Origin of the sequence: Pseudomonas sp. zfem005, from assembly GCF_032621735.1 — a bacterium.
Classification (GTDB): domain Bacteria; phylum Pseudomonadota; class Gammaproteobacteria; order Pseudomonadales; family Pseudomonadaceae; genus Metapseudomonas; species Metapseudomonas solani.
Genome location: NZ_JAVYJE010000009.1, coordinates 302594 through 320290 on the forward strand (window position 1 = coordinate 302594; position 17697 = coordinate 320290).

The following is a 17697-nucleotide window of genomic DNA, read 5'->3' on the forward strand; positions in this document are numbered from 1 at the left end:
AGGGCCCGGCCGTGGTTGGGGGAAGGTGGATCAGGCCTGCGGCGGTGCGAAGCGGCGGCCGGCGGAGAAGCCGCCGTCCACGGCGATCATCTGCCCGCTGACGAAGGAGGCGTCGTCCGAGGCGAGGAACAGCGCCACGCCGGCCACCTCGTCCGGCTGCCCGGCACGGCAGAGCATGTGCTGCGAGGCGAAGAAGGCGTGGAAGGCTTCCTGCTCCTTGACCATCTGCGTCATGGGCGTGTCGATCAGCCCCGGGCACAGGCCGTTGACCCGCACGTTGGCGTGGCCGTAGTCGATGGCCATGGAGCGGGTGAGCTGGGTGATGCCGCCCTTGGCTGTGTTGTAGGCGGCGTTGCCGTCGCAACCCTGGAGCCCGAAGATCGAACCGAAGTTGATGATCGAACCGCTGCGCTGGGCCAGCATCGCCGGCAGCGCGTGCTTGCTGGTGAGCATGCTGCCGGTAAGGTGGATATCCAGCACCCGGCGCCATTCCTCGGTGCTGGTCTCGGTGATGCTGCCGCGGCTGGCGATGCCGGCGGCGTTGACCAGGGCGTCGATGCGGCCGAAGCGGCTGACCACCTCCTGCATCACCTCCTCGACCCGCGCCTCGTCGCGCACATCCAGGCTCATGAACAACGGCGCCGGGCTGATCCCTTCCAGGCTCGCGGCGATATCCGCGCGCGGCTCGCCGATATCCAGCCCGACCACCTGCGCGCCCTCGGCGGCGAAGCGGCGGACGCAGGCCAGGCCGATGCCCGATGCAGCACCGGTGATGACGGCGACCTTGTTCGACAGACGTGCCATGGGAAACCTCCTCGTTTGTTATTGGAATGGAGCTTTCGGCGGAGTCTACCCAAGGCGCGGGGCGGATTGATCGTCCATTGGGACTAGCCGGCACGCCAAGAAAAAGCCCGGCCGGAGCCGGGCGAAATTGGCACAGAACTACAGACTCAACACCGCCCCGCAGGGCGGTAGCACCCGGCTGTCACCCCGGGAACTTCAGTTTCAGCCGCGCGCTGCCGGAGCGGCCCTGGCACGCCAGGGTCCAGCCTTCGGCGAGTTCGGCGGGGCTGAGGATATCGTTGCGGGCGAGCAGCACCTCGCCCTCCTCCACCTGGCACATGCAGGCGCCACAGAAGCCTTCCTCGCAAGAGAACGGCACGTCCAGACCGGCGGCGCGGCAGCTCTGCAGCAGGGTGTCCCCCGGCTGCACCGGCACCTCGGTGAGCCGGCCGTCCAGCTCCACCAGCAGCTGTTCCACGGCGGCGCCGTCGGGCACCGGCAGGGGCTCGCTGGCGTCCGGGTCGGGCGGCGAAACGAAGCGCTCCACATGGATGCGCGCGGCGTCCTCCCCCAGCCCCAGCAACGTCCGCTCCACGGTGTCCATGAAGGGGCCCGGCCCGCAGATGTAGAACTCCGCGCCGGCATGGCCACGCACCAGCTGGCGCACCTGGCCCTCGTCGAGGAAGCCCTGCACCGAGTCCAGCACATGCACCACCTCCAGCCGTTCGACCTGGGCGCGGGCGATGGCGCGCAGCTCGTCGCGGAAGATCACCGAGGCCTCGTCACGGTTGGCGTACACCAGCTTGATGCGCCGCGCGCTGGTCTGCAGGGCCGACTTGAGGATGGAGAACACCGGGGTGATGCCCGAGCCGCCGCCGAACAGCACCAGGTCGTGCTCCCCCGGGCGCAGGTGAAAGTGCCCGGCGGGCGGCAGCACTTCCAGTCGGTCACCCGGGTGCACCTGGTCGTTGAACCAGTTGGACACCCGCCCGCCGTCCACCCGCTTGATGGTGACCTTGGGCAGGGCGTCGCAATCCGGCGAACTGGACATGGAATAGCAGCGCGTCAGCCGCTTGCCGCCGAGCGCCACGCGAAAGCCGAGGTACTGCCCCGGCTTGTAGCGGAAGCGCTCCTGCAGCTCGGCCGGCACCCGCAACACCAGGGAACGGCTGTCGTGGGTCTCGGCGATAACCTCGGCCACCTCCAGATGGAAGGCGCCGGACTGCTGGGTTTCGATCACGAGTGGCTGCGCGCTGCCCATGGCCATCTCCGTTCAGAGCAGGCCGCTGATGGTCTGCGCATTGTCGATGCGCAGCTCGCTGCCGCTGATGAAGCGCGACTCGTCGGAGGCGAGGAACAGCACCAGGGCGGCGATATCCCGGGGCGAGCACATGCGGTTCAGCGGGTTCTTGTCCAGCTCCTCCTGGGGGACCGACTGGAACCCGGTCAGGGCATGGGTCATCGGCGTGTTGATGCCGTCTGGGTGCACGCTGTTGCAGCGGATGCGGTAGCCCTGGTGCTTGCAGTGCAGCGCCACGGAGCGGGTCAGCGCCGCCACCGCGCCCTTGGAGGCGGAGTAGGCGCAGAAGGCCGGCATGCCGCCCAGGGCCGCCACCGAGGACATGTTGATGATGGAGCCGCCGCCACTGTCCTTCATCGCACCGATGGCGTACTTGCAGCCGAGGAAGTAGCCGTCGCTGTTGATGCGCTGCACCTTCTGCCACAGCTCCAGGCTGGTGTCCTCGACGCTGCCGACGGCGAGGATGGCGGCGTTGTTCACCAGCACGTCGAGGCGGCCGAATTTCTCCAGGGTGAGCTTGATGACGTTCTGCCAATCCGCCTCGCTGGCGATGTCCTGGCGGATGAACAGCGCATCGCCCCCGATCTCGGCGGCCACCTGGCGGCCGGCCTCTTCGTTGAGGTCGGTGAGCACCACCCTGGCGCCTTCGCTGGCCAGCAGCAGTGCATCTTCGCGACCGACGCCACTGGCGGCGCCGGTGACGATGCAGACCTTGCCTTCGACTCGTTTCATTGTTGTTCTCCTTGATAAGCCAGAGCGGCACGAACCAGGCCCGCCACATGGGCGCCGACCCGACGCCCGGAATGGACGCAGTCGGCCAGCGACAGGCCGGACACATAGAAATTGGAAGCGACCCCCACCGCGTTGCGGCCGGCGGCGAACAGGCCGGCGACCGGCTGGCCGTCGGCAACGAGCACCTGGCCGCTGCGCTCGCACACGGCGAGGCCGCCGAGGGTGATCACCGGGCAGGGGAAAAGCCTGCTGGCGAAGGACAGGTCCAGGGCGTACCAGGGCCCGGCGTCCAGCTCGGCAAGGAAGCCGCGCGACTTGCCCAGGGCGTCCTCGCGCTCGCCACGGGCCGCGGCGCTGTAGTCGGCGAGGGTGCGCTGCAGGTTGCCCAGCGGCAGCCCGCTGCGCTCGCTTAGCTGCGCCAGGGTGTCGCCACGGCGGGCGTTGAACAGCATGTTGAGCACCGCCGGCAGGCGCTGGAAGCTCCACACCTTGCCGGGGCCGACCTGGGCGAAGGCTTCCTTCAGCAGCGCGCGGTTGAGGATGAGCACGGCGCGGCCGCCCTGCTCCTCCACCATGGCGTGGCCGAGCTTGGCGCCGTAGACCTCTTCATTGCAGTAACGCAGGCCCTGGTCGTTGACGATCACCCCACGGGCCCAGGCCAGCGGCGGGTTGATGAAGCGCCAGGCGCTGGCCCGCTCCATGCGCGACAACTCGCCACCGACGCTGGCCCCCAGGCGGATGCCGCTGCCGTCGCAGCCGCTGGTGCCCAGGGGCAGGCCGTCGAGGTAGCGCGGCGCATGTACGCCGAGCATGGCGCGGTTGAAGACGAAGCCGCCGGCACTGAGCAGCACGCCGTGCTCGGCGCGGACCAGCCGGCGCCGCGCATGCTCGCGTTCCAGGGTGCGCAGGCGGCGGCGCCAGCGTTCGGCCAGGGCCGGCGCGTAGGGATGGAGGGCGTCGGTCCAGCGCGACAGCCGCGCATGCTGCTTCGCCGCACGGCTGCCCGTGGGCAATTCCCAGGCCTCGACGCCGATCACCGTGCCGGACGCCTCCAGCACCAGGCGCTGCACTTCGCACTGGCTGCGCAGGCGCACGCCCAGGCGCAGCGCGCTGGCGGCCAGGGGGCGGAACAGGTTGATGCCGGACATGCCCGAGCCCAGGGCGCGGTGGCCACGGGGCGCCGGGCGGGCCTTGGCGGCGTATTCGGGCACCGCCTCGTTGCCGGAGTAGTAGAGGAAGTACTGGTCGCTGGGGTAGGAGGTTTTCAACGGCGGCACGCTGCCCTGGAAGGCGGCGCCCTGGCGCTCCAGCCAGGCGAGGTTGGCGCGGCTGGCGTCGCAGAACCCGCGCAGGGTCTCGGCGCTGACCGCATCGCCCACCTCTTCGCGCAGGTAGGCGTACATGGCTTCGGGTGTGTCTTCGACGCCGGCTTCGGCCTGCTGCGGCGTGCCACCGCCGGCATAGACCACGCCGCCACTGCGGGCGGTGGCGCCGCCGCCGGCGAAACGGTCCAGCGCCAGCACCGACAGCCCCTGCTCGGCGGCCTCGATGGCGGCACACACACCAGCGCCGCCGAAGCCGACCACCAGCAGGTCGGCGCTGTCGTCCCAGTCCAGCTGCGCGGCGTCATGCACGCGCAGCGGGGCGTGCGGGTCCTGCTCCATGGCCGTCATGGCGCCCTCAGCTCGCCGCGGCCAGCGAGGAGGCGGTGGTGGTGTAGGTGCCGTCGAGGTAGACCAGCGGGCTGATCTCAGCGCTGTTGTGGATCTCGACGATGCGCCCGATGAACACCGTGTGGGTGCCGTAGCTGAAGCGCCCGTCCTGCTGGCAAAGGATCGCCGACTGGGCGTCGCCCAGGTAGGGGATGCCGCCGGGGCTGGGGCGCCAGTCGCCGCGCTGGAACCGTGCCTCGCCCTTTATCGGGCCGCTGCACAGGTGCGACAGCTCTTCCTGCTCCAGGCCGAGGATGTTCACGCAGAAATCCGCCCCGGCCTCCAGCACGGCGTGCAGCGACGCGGTGCGGTTGACGCAGATGAGCAGGGACGGCGGCTCGGTGGAGAGCGAGTCCACCGCCGTGGCCGACATGGCGAACCGCTCGCGGCCGTTGCTGGTGGTGATGATGGTCACGGACTTGGCCAGGCGACGCATCGCCTGGAGCATCTCGCCCTTCAGTTCGGCCTGGCTCATGGCACTGCCCTCTTGTGGTTCTCAGGTGCCGTCGATTCTTCGCCAGGGCCCGGGGCCGGTCATCGTCCGAGGGGACTAGTTGGGTGAGGAGGGGCAGAGGCATGACCGCTGCGTAGGGTGGAGGTCGCTTTTTACCTCCACCAGGCGGGGCCAGGTCGGCGCGGGGCTACAGGGCTCCATCCAGAGCCGAGCGGGAAGAACGGTGGGCTGAAGCGGAGCGCCGCCCGGCCCACCCTACGAAGCATCGCGAATGAATTCGCTCCCACGGGAAAGCCAGCTGCGTAGCCTGGGCTTCAGCCCAGGAGTGGAATGGCCGGCGTCCCCGGGCTGAAGCCCGGGCTACGGGGTGATGGAAAGCTTCGCGAGCAGAGCTCGCTCCTACGGTGCGTGCGTGCGCCGGCATATGGTCCGTTTGAGGGATGCCGGCTGTTTTTCCGGTTGCTTGAATGCCCGCGAGAGGTGGCAAGCCCTTAACCGGAGAACAACAAAAATGCTCGACCACGACCTGATCCGCCAACGCCTGAAACAACGTGCCCGTGAGCTGGTGCCGGTGCTGCGCGAGCGCGCGCCGCTGGCCGCGAAGAATGGCCAGCTGCCCGAGGAGACCCTGCGTGATTTCCACGAGGCGGGGTTCTTCCGCATCCTCCAGCCGGCGCGCTGGGAGGGCTACGAGCTGGAGCCCGGTGATTTCTTCGAGGTGCAGATGACCCTCGCCGAGGGCTGCATGTCGTCGGCCTGGGTGCTGGGGGTGATCGCCATCCACAACTGGCAGCTGGCGCTGTTCGATGACCGCGCGGCGCAGGATGTGTGGGGCGCGGATTCCAGCGTGCTGATCTCCTCGTCCTATATGCCGGTGGGCAAGGTCACACGGGTAGACGGCGGCTTCCGCCTCAGCGGCCGCTGGGGCTTTTCCTCCGGCAGCACGCACTGCCAGTGGGCCTTCCTCGGCGCCATGGTGCCGCCGGAGAAGGAAGGCGACGGGCCGGACTACCGCACCTTCCTGGTGCCGCGCAGCGACTACCAGGTGCTCGACAACTGGGACGTGATGGGCCTGGAGGCCACCGGCTCCCACGACGTGCAAGTGCGGGACGCCTTCGTGCCCGAGTACCGCACCCACCGCTCCATCGACGGCTTCCTGCAGAACAGCCCGGGCAACGCGGTGAACGCCGCGCCGCTGTTCCGCCTGCCGTTCGGGCAGATCTTCGTGCGTGCGGTGTCGTCCGCCACCATCGGCGCGCTGCAGGGCGCCATCGACCTGTTCATCGAGGCCAACAGGAACCGCATCGGCGTCAACGACGGCCGCAAGATCGTCCAGGACCCCGGCGCCCAGAGCGCCCTGGCCAACGCCATGGTCACGGTGGATGAATGCCGCAGCGTGCTGCTGCGCAACTTCGAGCTGATGATGCAGCGCGCCCGCGCCGGCGAGCCGCTGACCATGGCCGAGCGGGTGAAGATGCGCTACGACTCGGCCATCGTTCCGGACAAGTGCGCCCAGGCGGTGGAGACGCTGATGTACAACAGCGGCGCCTCGACTATTTTCCGCCAGCACGGCATCAACCGCGCCTTCCGCGACATCCACACCGGCCGCGCCCACGTCGCCAACTGCCCCGGCAAATACGCCCTCAACCTCGGCGCGGTGGGCATGGGCCTGGAGAGCAGCGACTTCTTCCTTTGATACCCACGAGGTCACGCTCTGCGTAGGGTGGATGGCGCTCTTTTCATCCACCCTCGGAGTTCGGTTCGGCACCGCTTGGTGGACATGAAAAGCGATGTCCACCCTACACAAGGGGTCACGCCCTGCGTGGGTGAGTGCGCTTTTTTCATCCACCGTCAGAGTTCGGCTCGGCACCGCTTGGTGGACATGAAAGCAATGTCCAGCCGACGCAAGGGTCAGGCCCTGCGTAGGGTGGATGGCGCTCTTTTCATCCACCGTCGGCGTGCCCGACGAGCACCCGCGCCCGCCCCAAAAAACCTGCCACGACGCCCACCCCGCGCGGGCGTCGTGCCGTTCGGGAGACCTGCGGGGATTAGTCTGTTTGGGGGATTCAGCCCCGTTTTGCTTGCCACACCATGGGCCCAAGGCCCGATGTTCCGGGCCGACCAGACCAAGAACGACAAGGGCCAAAGCGCATGAAATTTTCCCTGATCTACGAGGCACAGACGATCGACGCCAGCCGCGAGGGCGACCGTCGCATCTTCGACGAAACCGTCGAGCAGGCCGTGCTCGCCGATAAGCTCGGCTTCGACACCTTCTGGTGCGTGGAACACACCGCGCTGACCAACTACTCGCACATGTCCGCCCCGGAGACCATGCTCGCCTTCGTCGCCGGCAAGACCGAGCGCATCGGCATCGGCCACGGCGTGGTGTGCCTGCCGCCGGCGATGAACCACCCGGTGAAGGTGGCCGAACGCATCGCCACCCTCGACCTGCTGTCCAAGGGCCGCGTGCATTTTGGCGTGGGCAAGGGCGGCACCCAGCAGGAGGCCGGCACCTTCGGCTACGACCTGACGACCCTGCAGCCGCAGATCGACGAAGCCATGTACCTGATCCCGAAGATGTTCGTGCAGGACGAGATCGAACATAACGGCGACTTCGTGAAGATCCCCCGCCGCCCCATCCACCCCAAGCCCTACCAGGACCCGCACCCGCCGATGTACCTGGCCTGCACCAACACCGAGTCGCTGAAGAACGCCGGCGGCCGTGGCATGGGCGCCCTGGTGCTGGGCTTCGGCGGCCCGGAGGAGATCGCCAAGAAGGTGGCCGTGTACCACGAGGCCTGGGACAACCGCGACGAGAAGCAACAGGTGGGCTTCCGCCCCAACCGCCATATCGCCGCGCTGTGCCCGGCCATCGTCCTGGATGACAACGAGAAGGCCCGCGCCATCGGCATCCGTGGCCAGCGCTACTTCATGGAATCCCTGGCCTACTGGTACGCCGGTGGCGAGCGCCCGGACCCGGAGAAGTGGAAGGACGACACCTTCGTCGACGGCAGCGGCCAGGCGGTGATCAAGTCGCGCTTCGCCTCGGAGGAAGTCACCGTGGACTTCTCCGACCCGACCATGGCGATGATGAACCCCAACCACGCCTACGGCACCGTGCAGGACTGCATCGGCTACGTGCAGCGCCTGATCGACGCCGGCGCCGACGAGATCCTCTTCATCTGCCAGATGGGCACCGTGCCGCAATGGGCGCAGATCGAAACGCTGAAGAACATCGGCGAGCATGTGATCCCGTACTTCCGCAAGCAGGCCAACAAGGGCTGAGTCCTGGCGGTATGAACGGACGGGCCTCCATGAGGCCCGTTTTTTATTGGGCGATGATTCGCGAGATGGCGGCGACGTGCTTGGGATCTGGTGGGCTGAAGCCCACCCTACAAACGCCGGATAGTGCGTGCACAACAGCGCTACAGAGTTCCAGGCTCGACTCCGCCTGGTGGAGGTAAAGAACGACCTCCACCCTACGCAGCGGTCATGTCCGTGGGCTGGATCAGCAACGGCGTAGGGTGGCTTCAGCCCACCGCTCTTCGATCCGCCCGGTGCCTGTCGGTTTTTTGGGCCCTGCTGATGGCCGGGGAAATCCAAGGTCTGCCCCTGCCCTTTTGCGACCCACCAGGGTTCGTCGTGTGCATGGCCTTTTGGTGGGCTGAAGCCCACCCTACGCGGCGGTCATGTTCGTGCATTGGATCAGCAGGGTGTGTAGGAGCGAATTCATTCGCGAAGGGGCGTCACAGAGAAGCGAAAGACCCGCCAGAGCGACGCCGGGCGGTTGTGGATAACCTCAGATCACCCGCGCCGGGTGCTGCATGCGCGGCTCGCCGAGCATCTCGCGGTAGGACGGTGGCTGGCGGCCTTCGGCTTCGCTGATGCCGTAGCCCTGGGCCAGCTCGGCGGTGACCAGGGTCTGGCCGGAGAGCGTTTGCAGTTGCGGGTCCTGCAGCAGCGCGTGGATGACCCGGCCGTTGAACTCCGGGGTTTCCGCCACGGCGAGGAAGGCTTCGTACTGATCGGCACGGGCGGCGCCGGCGATGGCGGTGCGTTCGGTGCGCTGGGGGCCGAGCCACAGGGAGACGGCGGCGACGCCGGTGCCTTCGAAATCCACCGCCATGTCGGCGGCGAACTTGTCCACACCGGCCTTCTGCGCGCCATAGGCCGGGCCGTGCATGTAGCAGCCGGCGCCGTAGGAGGAGACGAAGGCGATCAGGCCCCGGCCGTTCTTCAGCAGCAGCGGCGCCGCGTGGTAGCTGGCGACATAGGCCGAGCGCAGGCCGACGTCGAGGATGTCCAGCAGCTCCAGGGGCTTCTCCCAGAAGGGGCCGGGGTCGATGAGGTTTTCGTGGAGCAACGCAGCGTTGTTCACCAGCAGATCGAGCCGGCCCTGCTCGCGCTCGATGCGGGCGAAGAGTGCGCGCACCTGTGCGTCGTCGCGGTGGTCGCAGGGCACGGGAATGCCCTGCCCGCCCGCGCGGTTCACCGCTTCGGCGGTTTCGGCCAGGCTGCCGGGCAGCAGCTGGCCGCGCAGGTGGCTGGCGCTTTCGGTGGCGGAGCGGCCGCTGAGGTAGACGGTCATGCCCGCCGCGCCAAGGGCGATGGCGATGCCCTTGCCGACGCCACGGCTGGCGCCGGTGACCAGGGCGATTTGGGGGGTGTTCATCGTGAGAACTCCTCGTTATGGGTTGCTCATGTGTAGGGGCGAATTCATTCGCCAAGGGCAGCGAAGCGACCCCCTAGGTGGCACTCGGCAGGCCTGCGGCCTGCTTGGCGACTGAAGTCGCCCCTACAGGGTCCCGCTCCTGCTGGTGGATATGGCTGGCCGCGAGGAAGCCGAAGACCATGGCCGGGCCGATAGTGGAGCCGGCGCCGGGGTAGGTGCGGCCCATCATCGAGGCGGCGCTGTTGCCGATGGCGTAGAGCCCGGCGATGGGCGTGCGATCTTCACGCAGCACCCGGGCGTGCGGGTCGGTGAGCAGACCGCCCTTGGTGCCGATGTCGCCGGCGTCCACCTTCACCGCGTAGAACGGCGGCTTCAGCATCGGCGCCAGGCAGGGGTTGGGCTGCACGCTGGGGTCGCCGTAGTAGCGGTCGAACAGCGATTCGCCCTTGTGGAAGTCCTCATCCTTGCCCGCCACCGCCATGGGGTTGAAGCGCTCGACGGTGCGCAGCAGGCCGCCGGCGTCGACGCCGATCTGCCGGGCCAGTTCGCCGAAGCTGTCGGCCTTGTGGAAGTAGCCCAGCAGGTGCTTGGGCAGGCGCTGGTCGGGCATGGCGTAGCCCGGCAGCAAGGCACCGCAGGGGTATTTGCGGCGGAACTCGGCGTCGAAGATCAGCCAGCAGGGCACGCTGGTGGCGGCCTCGCTGTCGTGCTCGTACATGGCGTAGACGATGTCGGTGTAGGGCGCGGCTTCGTTGACGAAACGCTGGCCCGCCGAGTCCACCAGGATGCAGCCCGGCAGGGTGCGCTCGACGAACAGCGCGCGCTGTTTTTCCTCGCCCTGCACCTGGGTGGTCGGCGCCCACCAGCTGTGCCCCATCAGCGCGGTGGCGGCGCCCAGGGCCTGGCCGGCGCGGATGGCATCGCCAGTGTTGTAGGGCGGCGTGGCGCTCCAGGTGCTTTGCGACGGCTGCGGGTGGTACTGGCTGCGCATGGCCTGGTTGCGTTCGAAGCCACCGGCGCCGAGCACCACGCCACGGCGAGCCTCGATCAGCAGGCGCTGGCCATTGCGGATGACCTCGGCACCGGTGACCCGGCCGCCCTCCTCCACCAGCCGCTCCAGGCGGCACTCCAGCCAGACCGGCACCTGGCGCTCCAGCAGCGAGCAGCGCAGGGCGGCAACCAGGGCGTTGCCCAGGGTGAGGAAGCGGTCGCGTTTGGAACGCAGGCGCCCGGGCAGGTCGCGCCAGTAGCGCCAGAGGATGCGCAGGGTCAGGCCCAGCCAGCCGGGGCCACGGCAGAGCAGCACCTGGGCCTCCTTCATGGTCATGGCCACGCGGCCCATCATCAGGGTGCCGGGGGACGGCTCGCGCATGCGGGCGAACTCGTCACCCAGCAGGCGCGCGTCGAAGGGCAGCGGGTCCATGGAGCGGTAGCCCGGCTTGCCGCCGGGTACCTCCGGGTAATAGTCGGCGTAGCGCGGCTGGGCCTCGAAACGCACGTGGGAATTCTCTTCGAGGTAGCGCACCACCTGATGGCCCTGCTCGACATAGGCCTCGATGCGCCCGTCGTCGATCTGGCCCTGGGTCACGGCGCGGATGTAGGCGATGGCTTCGGCGGCCGAATCCTCGCCACCGAGGGCGGCGATGCGGTGGTTGCAGGGCACCCAGATGCCGCCGCCGGAGACCGCCGAGGTGCCGCCGTAGCGATCGCTCTTCTCGATCACCAGCACCCTGGAACCGAGGTCGTGGGCACGCAGGGCGGCGGTCATGGCGCCTGCTCCGGAGCCCACCACCAGTACGTCGCAGCTTTCATCCCATTGCGGTCGGTTCGCGTTCATCGGGTCGCTCCCTTGTTGTTATGGATACGCGGTCCCGACGGATTCTCGGCAGCGCTCCAGCCCCCAACATCGTCCGTTGGGACTAAGCCGCCACACCCGCATCGCGTAGTCCCTTCGGACGATGTTGGGCGCCAACGGTGACCACATAGTCAGCCCGCCACACCAACTCAACCTTGGGCCTGGCGGACCGAGCCGTGCCCAGACACGCCGAGAGCGACGACATGATAAGAACAAGAAAATGCCGACCCCTTGCACCGCTTCACCTGGCCATCCGCGTGGCCGGCCTGGGCCTTGCGCTGGGCCATGCCGGGCAGAGCCAGGCGCTGGCCTTCCAGCCCAGCGATGACCTGAAGATTTCCTGGGACACCACCCTGACCTACGCCATGGCCTGGCGCACCGAGTCCCGCGACCATGCGCTGTCCAACGGCTTTCCCAATGCCGGCATCGCCAACATCGACGACGGCAACAACGCCTTCGACCGGGGCAGCCTGATTGCCAACCGCGCCAGCTTCCTCACCGAGGCCAACTTCAACTGGCGTGACGACTTCGGCCTGTTCATCCGCGCCAGCGGCTTCTACGACGACGTCTACAACCGCAGCAACGACAACGGCACCGGCACCTCCAACTGCTTCGCCGGCGGCCAGTGCTCCAAGCCCAACCGCTTCTCCGACGACACCGTCGACCAGCACGGCCGCGACATCCGCCTGCTGGACAACTACCTCTACGGCGCCTGGGACATGGGCGGCCACGACCTCAACCTGCGCGTGGGTGACCAGGTGGTGAGCTGGGGCGAGAGCCTGTTCATCAGCAACGGCATTTCCTCGGCCATGGCCCCGGCCGACGGCACCAAGGCCAACACCCCGGGGGTGGAGATCAAGGAGATCTTCCTGCCGGTGGGCCAGGTGTTCGGCCAGATCAGCCTCACCGACAACCTCGGCCTGCAGGCCTACTACCAGTATGAGTGGGCCAAGACCGAGATCGATGGCGTGGGCAGCTTCTTCTCGGTCACCGACCAGATGGACGAAGGCGGCTTCACCGATGCCTTCGGCCTGACCCGCCGCCTGCACGACGACAAGCCCGGCGACAGCGGCCAGTACGGCGTGGCCATGACCTACGTGGCGGAGTCGCTGAACAACACCGAGTTCGGCCTGTACTACATCCGCTTCCACGACAAGGCGCCGACCCTGGACTTCCTCAGCCACTGGAACAGCGGCGAGTACCAGGTGCGCTACTTCGACGACATCGACCTGTACGGCGCGAGCTTCTCCACGGTGGTGGGCGAAACCAACGTCAGCGGCGAGGTGAGCTACCGCGACGGCCAGCCGGTGCTGGTGGACACCGGGCTGACCCCGCACGCGGTGCGGGCGAAGACCATGCAGGCGCAGGTGTCGTTCATCCACGCCTTCGGCAACCTGCCCATCGCCGACAACACCACCCTGACCGGCGAGCTGGGCTACAACGAGGTGCTCGACAACGACAAGGCGCCGAGCTTCAACGTCTTCGTCCCGGACGGCCTCGGTGGTGCCTTCCCGCTGACCACCAACAACACCGACAAGCTTTACAACGACAAGAGCGCCTGGGGCTACACCCTCAACCTGTCGCTGGAGTACCTGAACCTCTTCGAGGGTTGGGACCTGACCATCCCGCTGATCTACAGCCAGTCCCTGGGCGGCGATTCGTCGCTGGCCGGCAGCTTCGGCATGGGCGAAGGCGATGACCGCCTGGGCATCGGCACCACCTGGCGTTACCTCAACAACTTCACCATCGAGGCCCGCTACAACGCCTTCCTGGGCGACGCCGGCGACACCCCGCTGGCCGACCGCGACAACTTCGGCCTCAGCGCCAAGTACAGCTTCTGAGCCGCAGCAGGAGAGTCGAGATGCACGCTTACAACAACGCACCGCTGCTCGTCGCCCTCGCCCTCGCCAGCACATCGGTGCTGGCCGGGGTGGGCCCCGAGGAAGCCGCGCGCCTGGGCCGTGACCTGACGCCCATGGGCGCCGAGAAGGCCGGCAACGCGGATGGCAGCATTCCCGAATGGAGCGGCAAGTGGCTCGGCGCGCCGCCCCACGTGAAGTTCGACGGCACCGGCCACAAGCGCCCCGATCCCTACGCCGGCGAGCAACCGCTGTTCACCATCACCGCGGCCAACCTGGAGCACTACAGGGACAAGCTCTCCGACGGCCAGGTGGCACTGCTCAAGCGCTACCCGGCGACCTACCGGATTCACGTCTACCCCAGCCACCGCGACTTCCGCTACTCCCCCGTGGTGGAAGCCAACATCAAGCAGAACGCCCTCGACGCCGAGCTGGTGCACGACGGCTACGGCGTGGCCAACGCCTTCGGCGGCTCGCCCTTCCCCATCCCGAAGAACGGCTTCGAGCTGATGTGGAACCAGAACCTGCCGGCCCGCGCCTGGAAGGAGGAAGCGACCTACAAGATGGCCCTGGTGCTGGGCAACGGAAACCGGGTGGAGGAGAAGGTCGGCTACCAGATCCTCTCCCAGTGGGACGACCCCAAGGGTTCGGCGGCGACCTTCGAGGGCACCCAGGCCTGCGCCATGATCAGCACCCAGGAGCCGGCCCGGAAGAAGGGCGAGATCATCCTCAGCTGCGACTTCAGCGACCCGGTGGCCAAGCCGCGCCAGGCCTGGCAGTACCTGCCCGGCAACCGTCGCGTGCGCCGCGCGCCCACCATCGGCTACGACACGCCTTACGGCGCCGGCGGCTTCCGCGTGATGGACGAGGACCGCCTGTTCAACGGCGCCCCCGACCGCTACGACTGGAAGCTGGTGGGCAAGCAGGAGATGGTCATCCCCTACAACAACTACGCCCTGGATGACCCGGACCTGCCCGCCAGCGAGCTGACCGCCGGCAGCGGCCACCTCAACCCCGACCACGTGCGCTTCGAGCTGCACCGCGTATGGGTGCTGGAGGCCAACCTCAAGGCAGGCAAGCGCCACATCTACGGCAAGCGCCGCTTCTACCTCGACGAGGACAGCTGGAACGCCGCCCTCGGCGACAACTATGACGGCAAGGGCCAGCTCTGGCGGACCAACACCCAGACCTCGGTCTACGCCTACGAGGTGGAAGCCTTCCACGCCCGCGTCGCCATCTACCACGACCTGCTCGCCGGCTCCTACATGGCCGACCGCCTGGTCAATGGCCTGGCCCCGGCCCGGCTCAACGACGCCAGCTTCGACGCCAGCTACTTCACCGCAGCCAGCCTGCGCAAGCTGGGCAAATAGCCCCGTCGCCACCCCGCCCCAACCGGGGCGGGGATTTCCCGCAACACCCATGGAGGCCACGAGATGACCCTGAGATTCCTTTCGCCCGTACTGGGCGCCCTGCTCGCCACCAGCCTCGCCAGCGCTCCGGCACTGGCCGGGCTCAGCCCCGAGGAAGCGGCCCGCCTGGGCCAGGACCTGACCCCCACCGGCGCCGAGAAGGCCGGCAACGCCGACGGCAGCCTCCCCGCCTGGAGCGGCAAGTGGCGCGGCGCGCCGCCCCACGTGCAGTTCGCCGGCAGCGGCACCAAGCACCCCGACCCTTACGCCGGCGAGCAGCCGCTGTTCACCATCACCGCCGAGAACATGGCGCAGTACGCCGACCAGCTTTCCGATGGCCAGAAGGCGCTGTTCAAGCGTTATCCACAGAGCTTCCGCATGCCGGTCTACCCCAGCCACCGGGACTTCCGCTACGCCCAGTGGGTGGAGGACGCGATCAGGCAGAACGCCCTCGATGCCGAACTGGTGAATGACGGCAACGGCGTGACCAAGGCCTATGGCGGCCCGCCCTTCCCGATCCCGAAGAACGGCTTTGAACTGATGTGGAACCACAACCTGCACACCGTGGCCTGGAAGGAAGACGCCAACTACAAGATGGCCCTGACCCTGGCCAACGGCAGCCGCCAGTTCGAGCTGGTGAACTACAAGATCCTCTCGCCCTGGACCGACCCCAGCGGCAACGCCGCGAGCTTCGACGGCACCCAGGCGCACTTCATGATCACCACCCTGGAACCGAGCCGGAAGAAGGGCGAGATCTTCCTCGGCAACGAGTACAGCGACCCCCTGGCCCAGCCCCGGCAGAGCTGGCAGTACCTGCCCGGCAACCGCCGCGTGCGCCGCGCACCCACCGTGGCCTATGACACGCCCTACGGCGCCGGCGGCTTCCGCGTGATGGACGAGGACCGCCTGTTCAACGGCGCGCCGGATCGCTACGACTGGAAGCTGGTGGGCAAGAAGGAGCTGTACATCCCCTACAACAACTACCGCCTCGACGACCCGGCGGTGAAGCTCGACCAGCTGCTGGCCACCAGCGGCCACATCAACCCCGAGTACATGCGCTACGAGAAGCACCGCGTGTGGGTGCTGGAAGCCACCCTCAAGCCGGGCAAGCGCCATATCTACGGCAAGCGCGTAATGTACCTGGACGAGGACACCTGGGCCGCCGCCCTGGCCGACAACTACGACGGCAAGGGGCAGCTGTGGCGCACCAACATGCAGGCCTCGATCTACGCCTATGAGCTGCAGGCCTTCCATGCCCGCGTGGCGGTCTACCACGACCTGATAGCCGGCTCCTACCTGGCCGACCGCCTGATCAACGACCAGAACGCGCCGAAGCTCAACGACAGCGACTTCGACGCCAGCAATTTCACCGTGGCCAGCCTGCGCAAGCAGGGCCGCTGAACCCGGGCATGACGTCAGCGGGCGCCGCACAGGCGCCCTCTGCCGCCGCAGTCGCACCTCGAAGACCTGTAACAAATGGACTTTAAGGTCAGCTTTTTACCGAGCCCATCCAACGAGGAAATAACAATGACAACACTGCTCCGCGCCAGCATCGGCCTGGCGGTTCTCGGCCTGTCCCTGCAGGCCAATGCCTTGAATATTCTCCTGACCAACGACGACGGCTGCCGCGCCCCCGGCATCGAGGCCGTGTACCAGGCGCTGATCGCCGCCGGCCACCAGGTGACCCTGGTCGGCCCGCAGAACGACAGCAGCGGCATCGGCGCCGCCAGCATCGTGGTACCCGGCCAGGCCGTGGCCATCACCCAGCTGGCCCAGGGCAAGTACTGCGTCGGCGCCCCTGCCGGCTACGTGCCGCCAGCCGGCAAGACCTCAGCCATCGGCACCCCGGTGGACGCGGTGAACGTCGGCCTCGACCTGCTACTCAAGGACAACCGCCCGGACCTGGTGGTCTCCGGCACCAACTTCGGCGACAACGTCGGCCCGCTGACGCAGATGTCCGGCACCGTCAACGCCGCCGTACGCGCCATGTACAAGGGCGTACCGGCGGTGGCCGTGTCCACCGCCATCGACCTCAAGCTGATCGCCCAGGACCCGCAGGCCGGCTACAAGAAGACCCTCGACGCCATGGACGACACCGCGCGCTTCGCCACCCGGGTGATCGGCCGCGCCGCCGCCATCGGCGCCGAAGCCCGCCGCGTGTGCGAGAAGAGCCACGGCAAGGCCAAGGCCTATTGCGACACCAACGTCATCGGCCTGCCGGGCAACACCGGGTTGAACATCAACTACCCGGCCCTGGAAGCCGGCCAGGTGACGGGCGTGGCCTTCGCCCCCATCAGCGATTGGGGCAACGTGGTGTTCGCCCCGCAGCAAGGGCCGGACGGCGTGGTGCGGGTCAACCTGGTCGCCCCGCCCGCCCCCACCGCCGAACAGAAGCAGGGCGACGCCTGGCAGCTGTCCCTCGGCAAGGCGGTGATCACCCCCATCGACGGCAACTACACCGCCGCACCCTTGGTGCAGGTGCAAACCAAGCTGATGCTCCTGGGCGTGAAGCCCTGATCGATACGATGAACGCGTGACAGAAAGCCCCCGCATTGGGGGCTTTTTGTTGGGCAGGCGAATTCACGATCGGCTGTGTAGGTCGGGTGAAACCCGGCGCGACATGGCACTCCGCTGGTGGACCGGTGGAGCGGGGTCCACCCTGCGCGCGGTTTGATTTTTGTAGGGTGGGTTGAGGAACGAAGCCCAACGGTGCGAGGCCGAGCGAGGGCACGTTGGGCCCCATCCTCGAACCAATGCAATGTGCTTTCCGGCGACATCGCTTGGTGGATGAAAAGAGCGTCATCCACCCTACATCCCGGTCAACCCCGGAGCTGGGCCAAACGCAACTGCCACCTGCAAGCACGAACCGTAGGATGGTGTAGAGCGCAGCGAAACCCATCACCGCCAGCACGGTGCTTCCG

Annotated in this window: 13 protein-coding genes; 6 read left to right on the forward strand and 7 right to left on the reverse strand. The window is 67.8% G+C overall.

What is annotated here, in order from left to right:
- Window positions 1-30: 30 nt before the first annotated feature.
- The 5 genes from RTW82_RS21465 to RTW82_RS21485 all read right to left on the reverse strand — a co-directional run bounded on the left by RTW82_RS21465 (window position 31) and on the right by RTW82_RS21485 (window position 5002).
- Entirely contained in the window at window positions 31-804 is a 774-nt protein-coding gene (locus tag RTW82_RS21465) for an SDR family oxidoreductase (protein WP_316926416.1), read from the reverse strand.
- Window positions 805-985: 181 nt separating this feature from the next.
- Entirely contained in the window at window positions 986-2044 is a 1059-nt protein-coding gene (locus RTW82_RS21470; protein WP_316926417.1) for a ferredoxin--NADP reductase, read from the reverse strand.
- Between the two features lie 12 nt (window positions 2045-2056).
- A complete protein-coding gene (locus RTW82_RS21475) occupies window positions 2057-2815 on the reverse strand; it encodes a glucose 1-dehydrogenase (protein WP_316926418.1) in 759 nt (252 codons plus the stop codon).
- Entirely contained in the window at window positions 2812-4488 is a 1677-nt protein-coding gene (locus RTW82_RS21480; protein ID WP_316926419.1) for an FAD-binding protein, read from the reverse strand. The genes RTW82_RS21475 and RTW82_RS21480 overlap by 4 nt, the downstream gene beginning before the upstream one ends.
- A 7-nt stretch (window positions 4489-4495) precedes the next feature.
- The gene (locus tag RTW82_RS21485; protein WP_316926420.1) at window positions 4496-5002 is read right to left on the reverse strand and encodes a flavin reductase family protein; all 507 of its coding nucleotides are present in this window, start codon (window positions 5000-5002) and stop codon (window positions 4496-4498) included.
- Between the two features lie 490 nt (window positions 5003-5492).
- Here RTW82_RS21485 and RTW82_RS21490 point away from each other — a divergent pair, with 490 nt between their 5' ends.
- Together RTW82_RS21490 and RTW82_RS21495 are read left to right on the forward strand one after the other, a co-directional pair.
- Window positions 5493-6677 carry a flavin-dependent monooxygenase gene (locus tag RTW82_RS21490; protein ID WP_316926421.1) on the forward strand — a complete coding sequence of 395 codons (1185 nt, stop codon included), beginning with the start codon at window positions 5493-5495 and terminating at the stop codon, window positions 6675-6677.
- Window positions 6678-7132: 455 nt separating this feature from the next.
- Window positions 7133-8266, forward strand: coding sequence for an LLM class flavin-dependent oxidoreductase (locus RTW82_RS21495; protein ID WP_316926422.1), 1134 nt, complete (start codon window positions 7133-7135; stop codon window positions 8264-8266).
- Between the two features lie 514 nt (window positions 8267-8780).
- On the opposite strand, the gene RTW82_RS21500 is transcribed toward RTW82_RS21495, so the two are convergent.
- Together RTW82_RS21500 and RTW82_RS21505 are read right to left on the reverse strand one after the other, a co-directional pair.
- Window positions 8781-9653, reverse strand: coding sequence for an SDR family NAD(P)-dependent oxidoreductase (locus RTW82_RS21500; RefSeq protein ID WP_316926423.1), 873 nt, complete (start codon window positions 9651-9653; stop codon window positions 8781-8783).
- Window positions 9654-9726: 73 nt separating this feature from the next.
- Window positions 9727-11490, reverse strand: a complete 1764-nt coding sequence (locus tag RTW82_RS21505) for an FAD-dependent oxidoreductase (RefSeq protein ID WP_316926424.1) — start codon at window positions 11488-11490, stop codon at window positions 9727-9729.
- A gap of 221 nt (window positions 11491-11711) precedes the next feature.
- Here RTW82_RS21505 and RTW82_RS21510 point away from each other — a divergent pair, with 221 nt between their 5' ends.
- The 4 genes from RTW82_RS21510 to surE all read left to right on the forward strand — a co-directional run bounded on the left by RTW82_RS21510 (window position 11712) and on the right by surE (window position 17293).
- Complete coding sequence (locus RTW82_RS21510) at window positions 11712-13349, forward strand: DUF1302 domain-containing protein (RefSeq protein ID WP_316926425.1); 1638 nt, start codon at window positions 11712-11714, stop codon at window positions 13347-13349.
- A gap of 20 nt (window positions 13350-13369) precedes the next feature.
- On the forward strand, window positions 13370-14737 hold the full coding sequence (locus RTW82_RS21515) for a DUF1329 domain-containing protein (protein ID WP_316926426.1): 1368 nt from the start codon (window positions 13370-13372) through the stop codon (window positions 14735-14737).
- 63 nt (window positions 14738-14800) lie between these two features.
- Complete coding sequence (locus RTW82_RS21520; protein ID WP_316926427.1) at window positions 14801-16177, forward strand: DUF1329 domain-containing protein; 1377 nt, start codon at window positions 14801-14803, stop codon at window positions 16175-16177.
- 126 nt (window positions 16178-16303) lie between these two features.
- On the forward strand, window positions 16304-17293 hold the full coding sequence (surE, locus tag RTW82_RS21525) for a 5'/3'-nucleotidase SurE (RefSeq protein WP_316926428.1): 990 nt from the start codon (window positions 16304-16306) through the stop codon (window positions 17291-17293).
- Window positions 17294-17697: the final 404 nt, after the last annotated feature.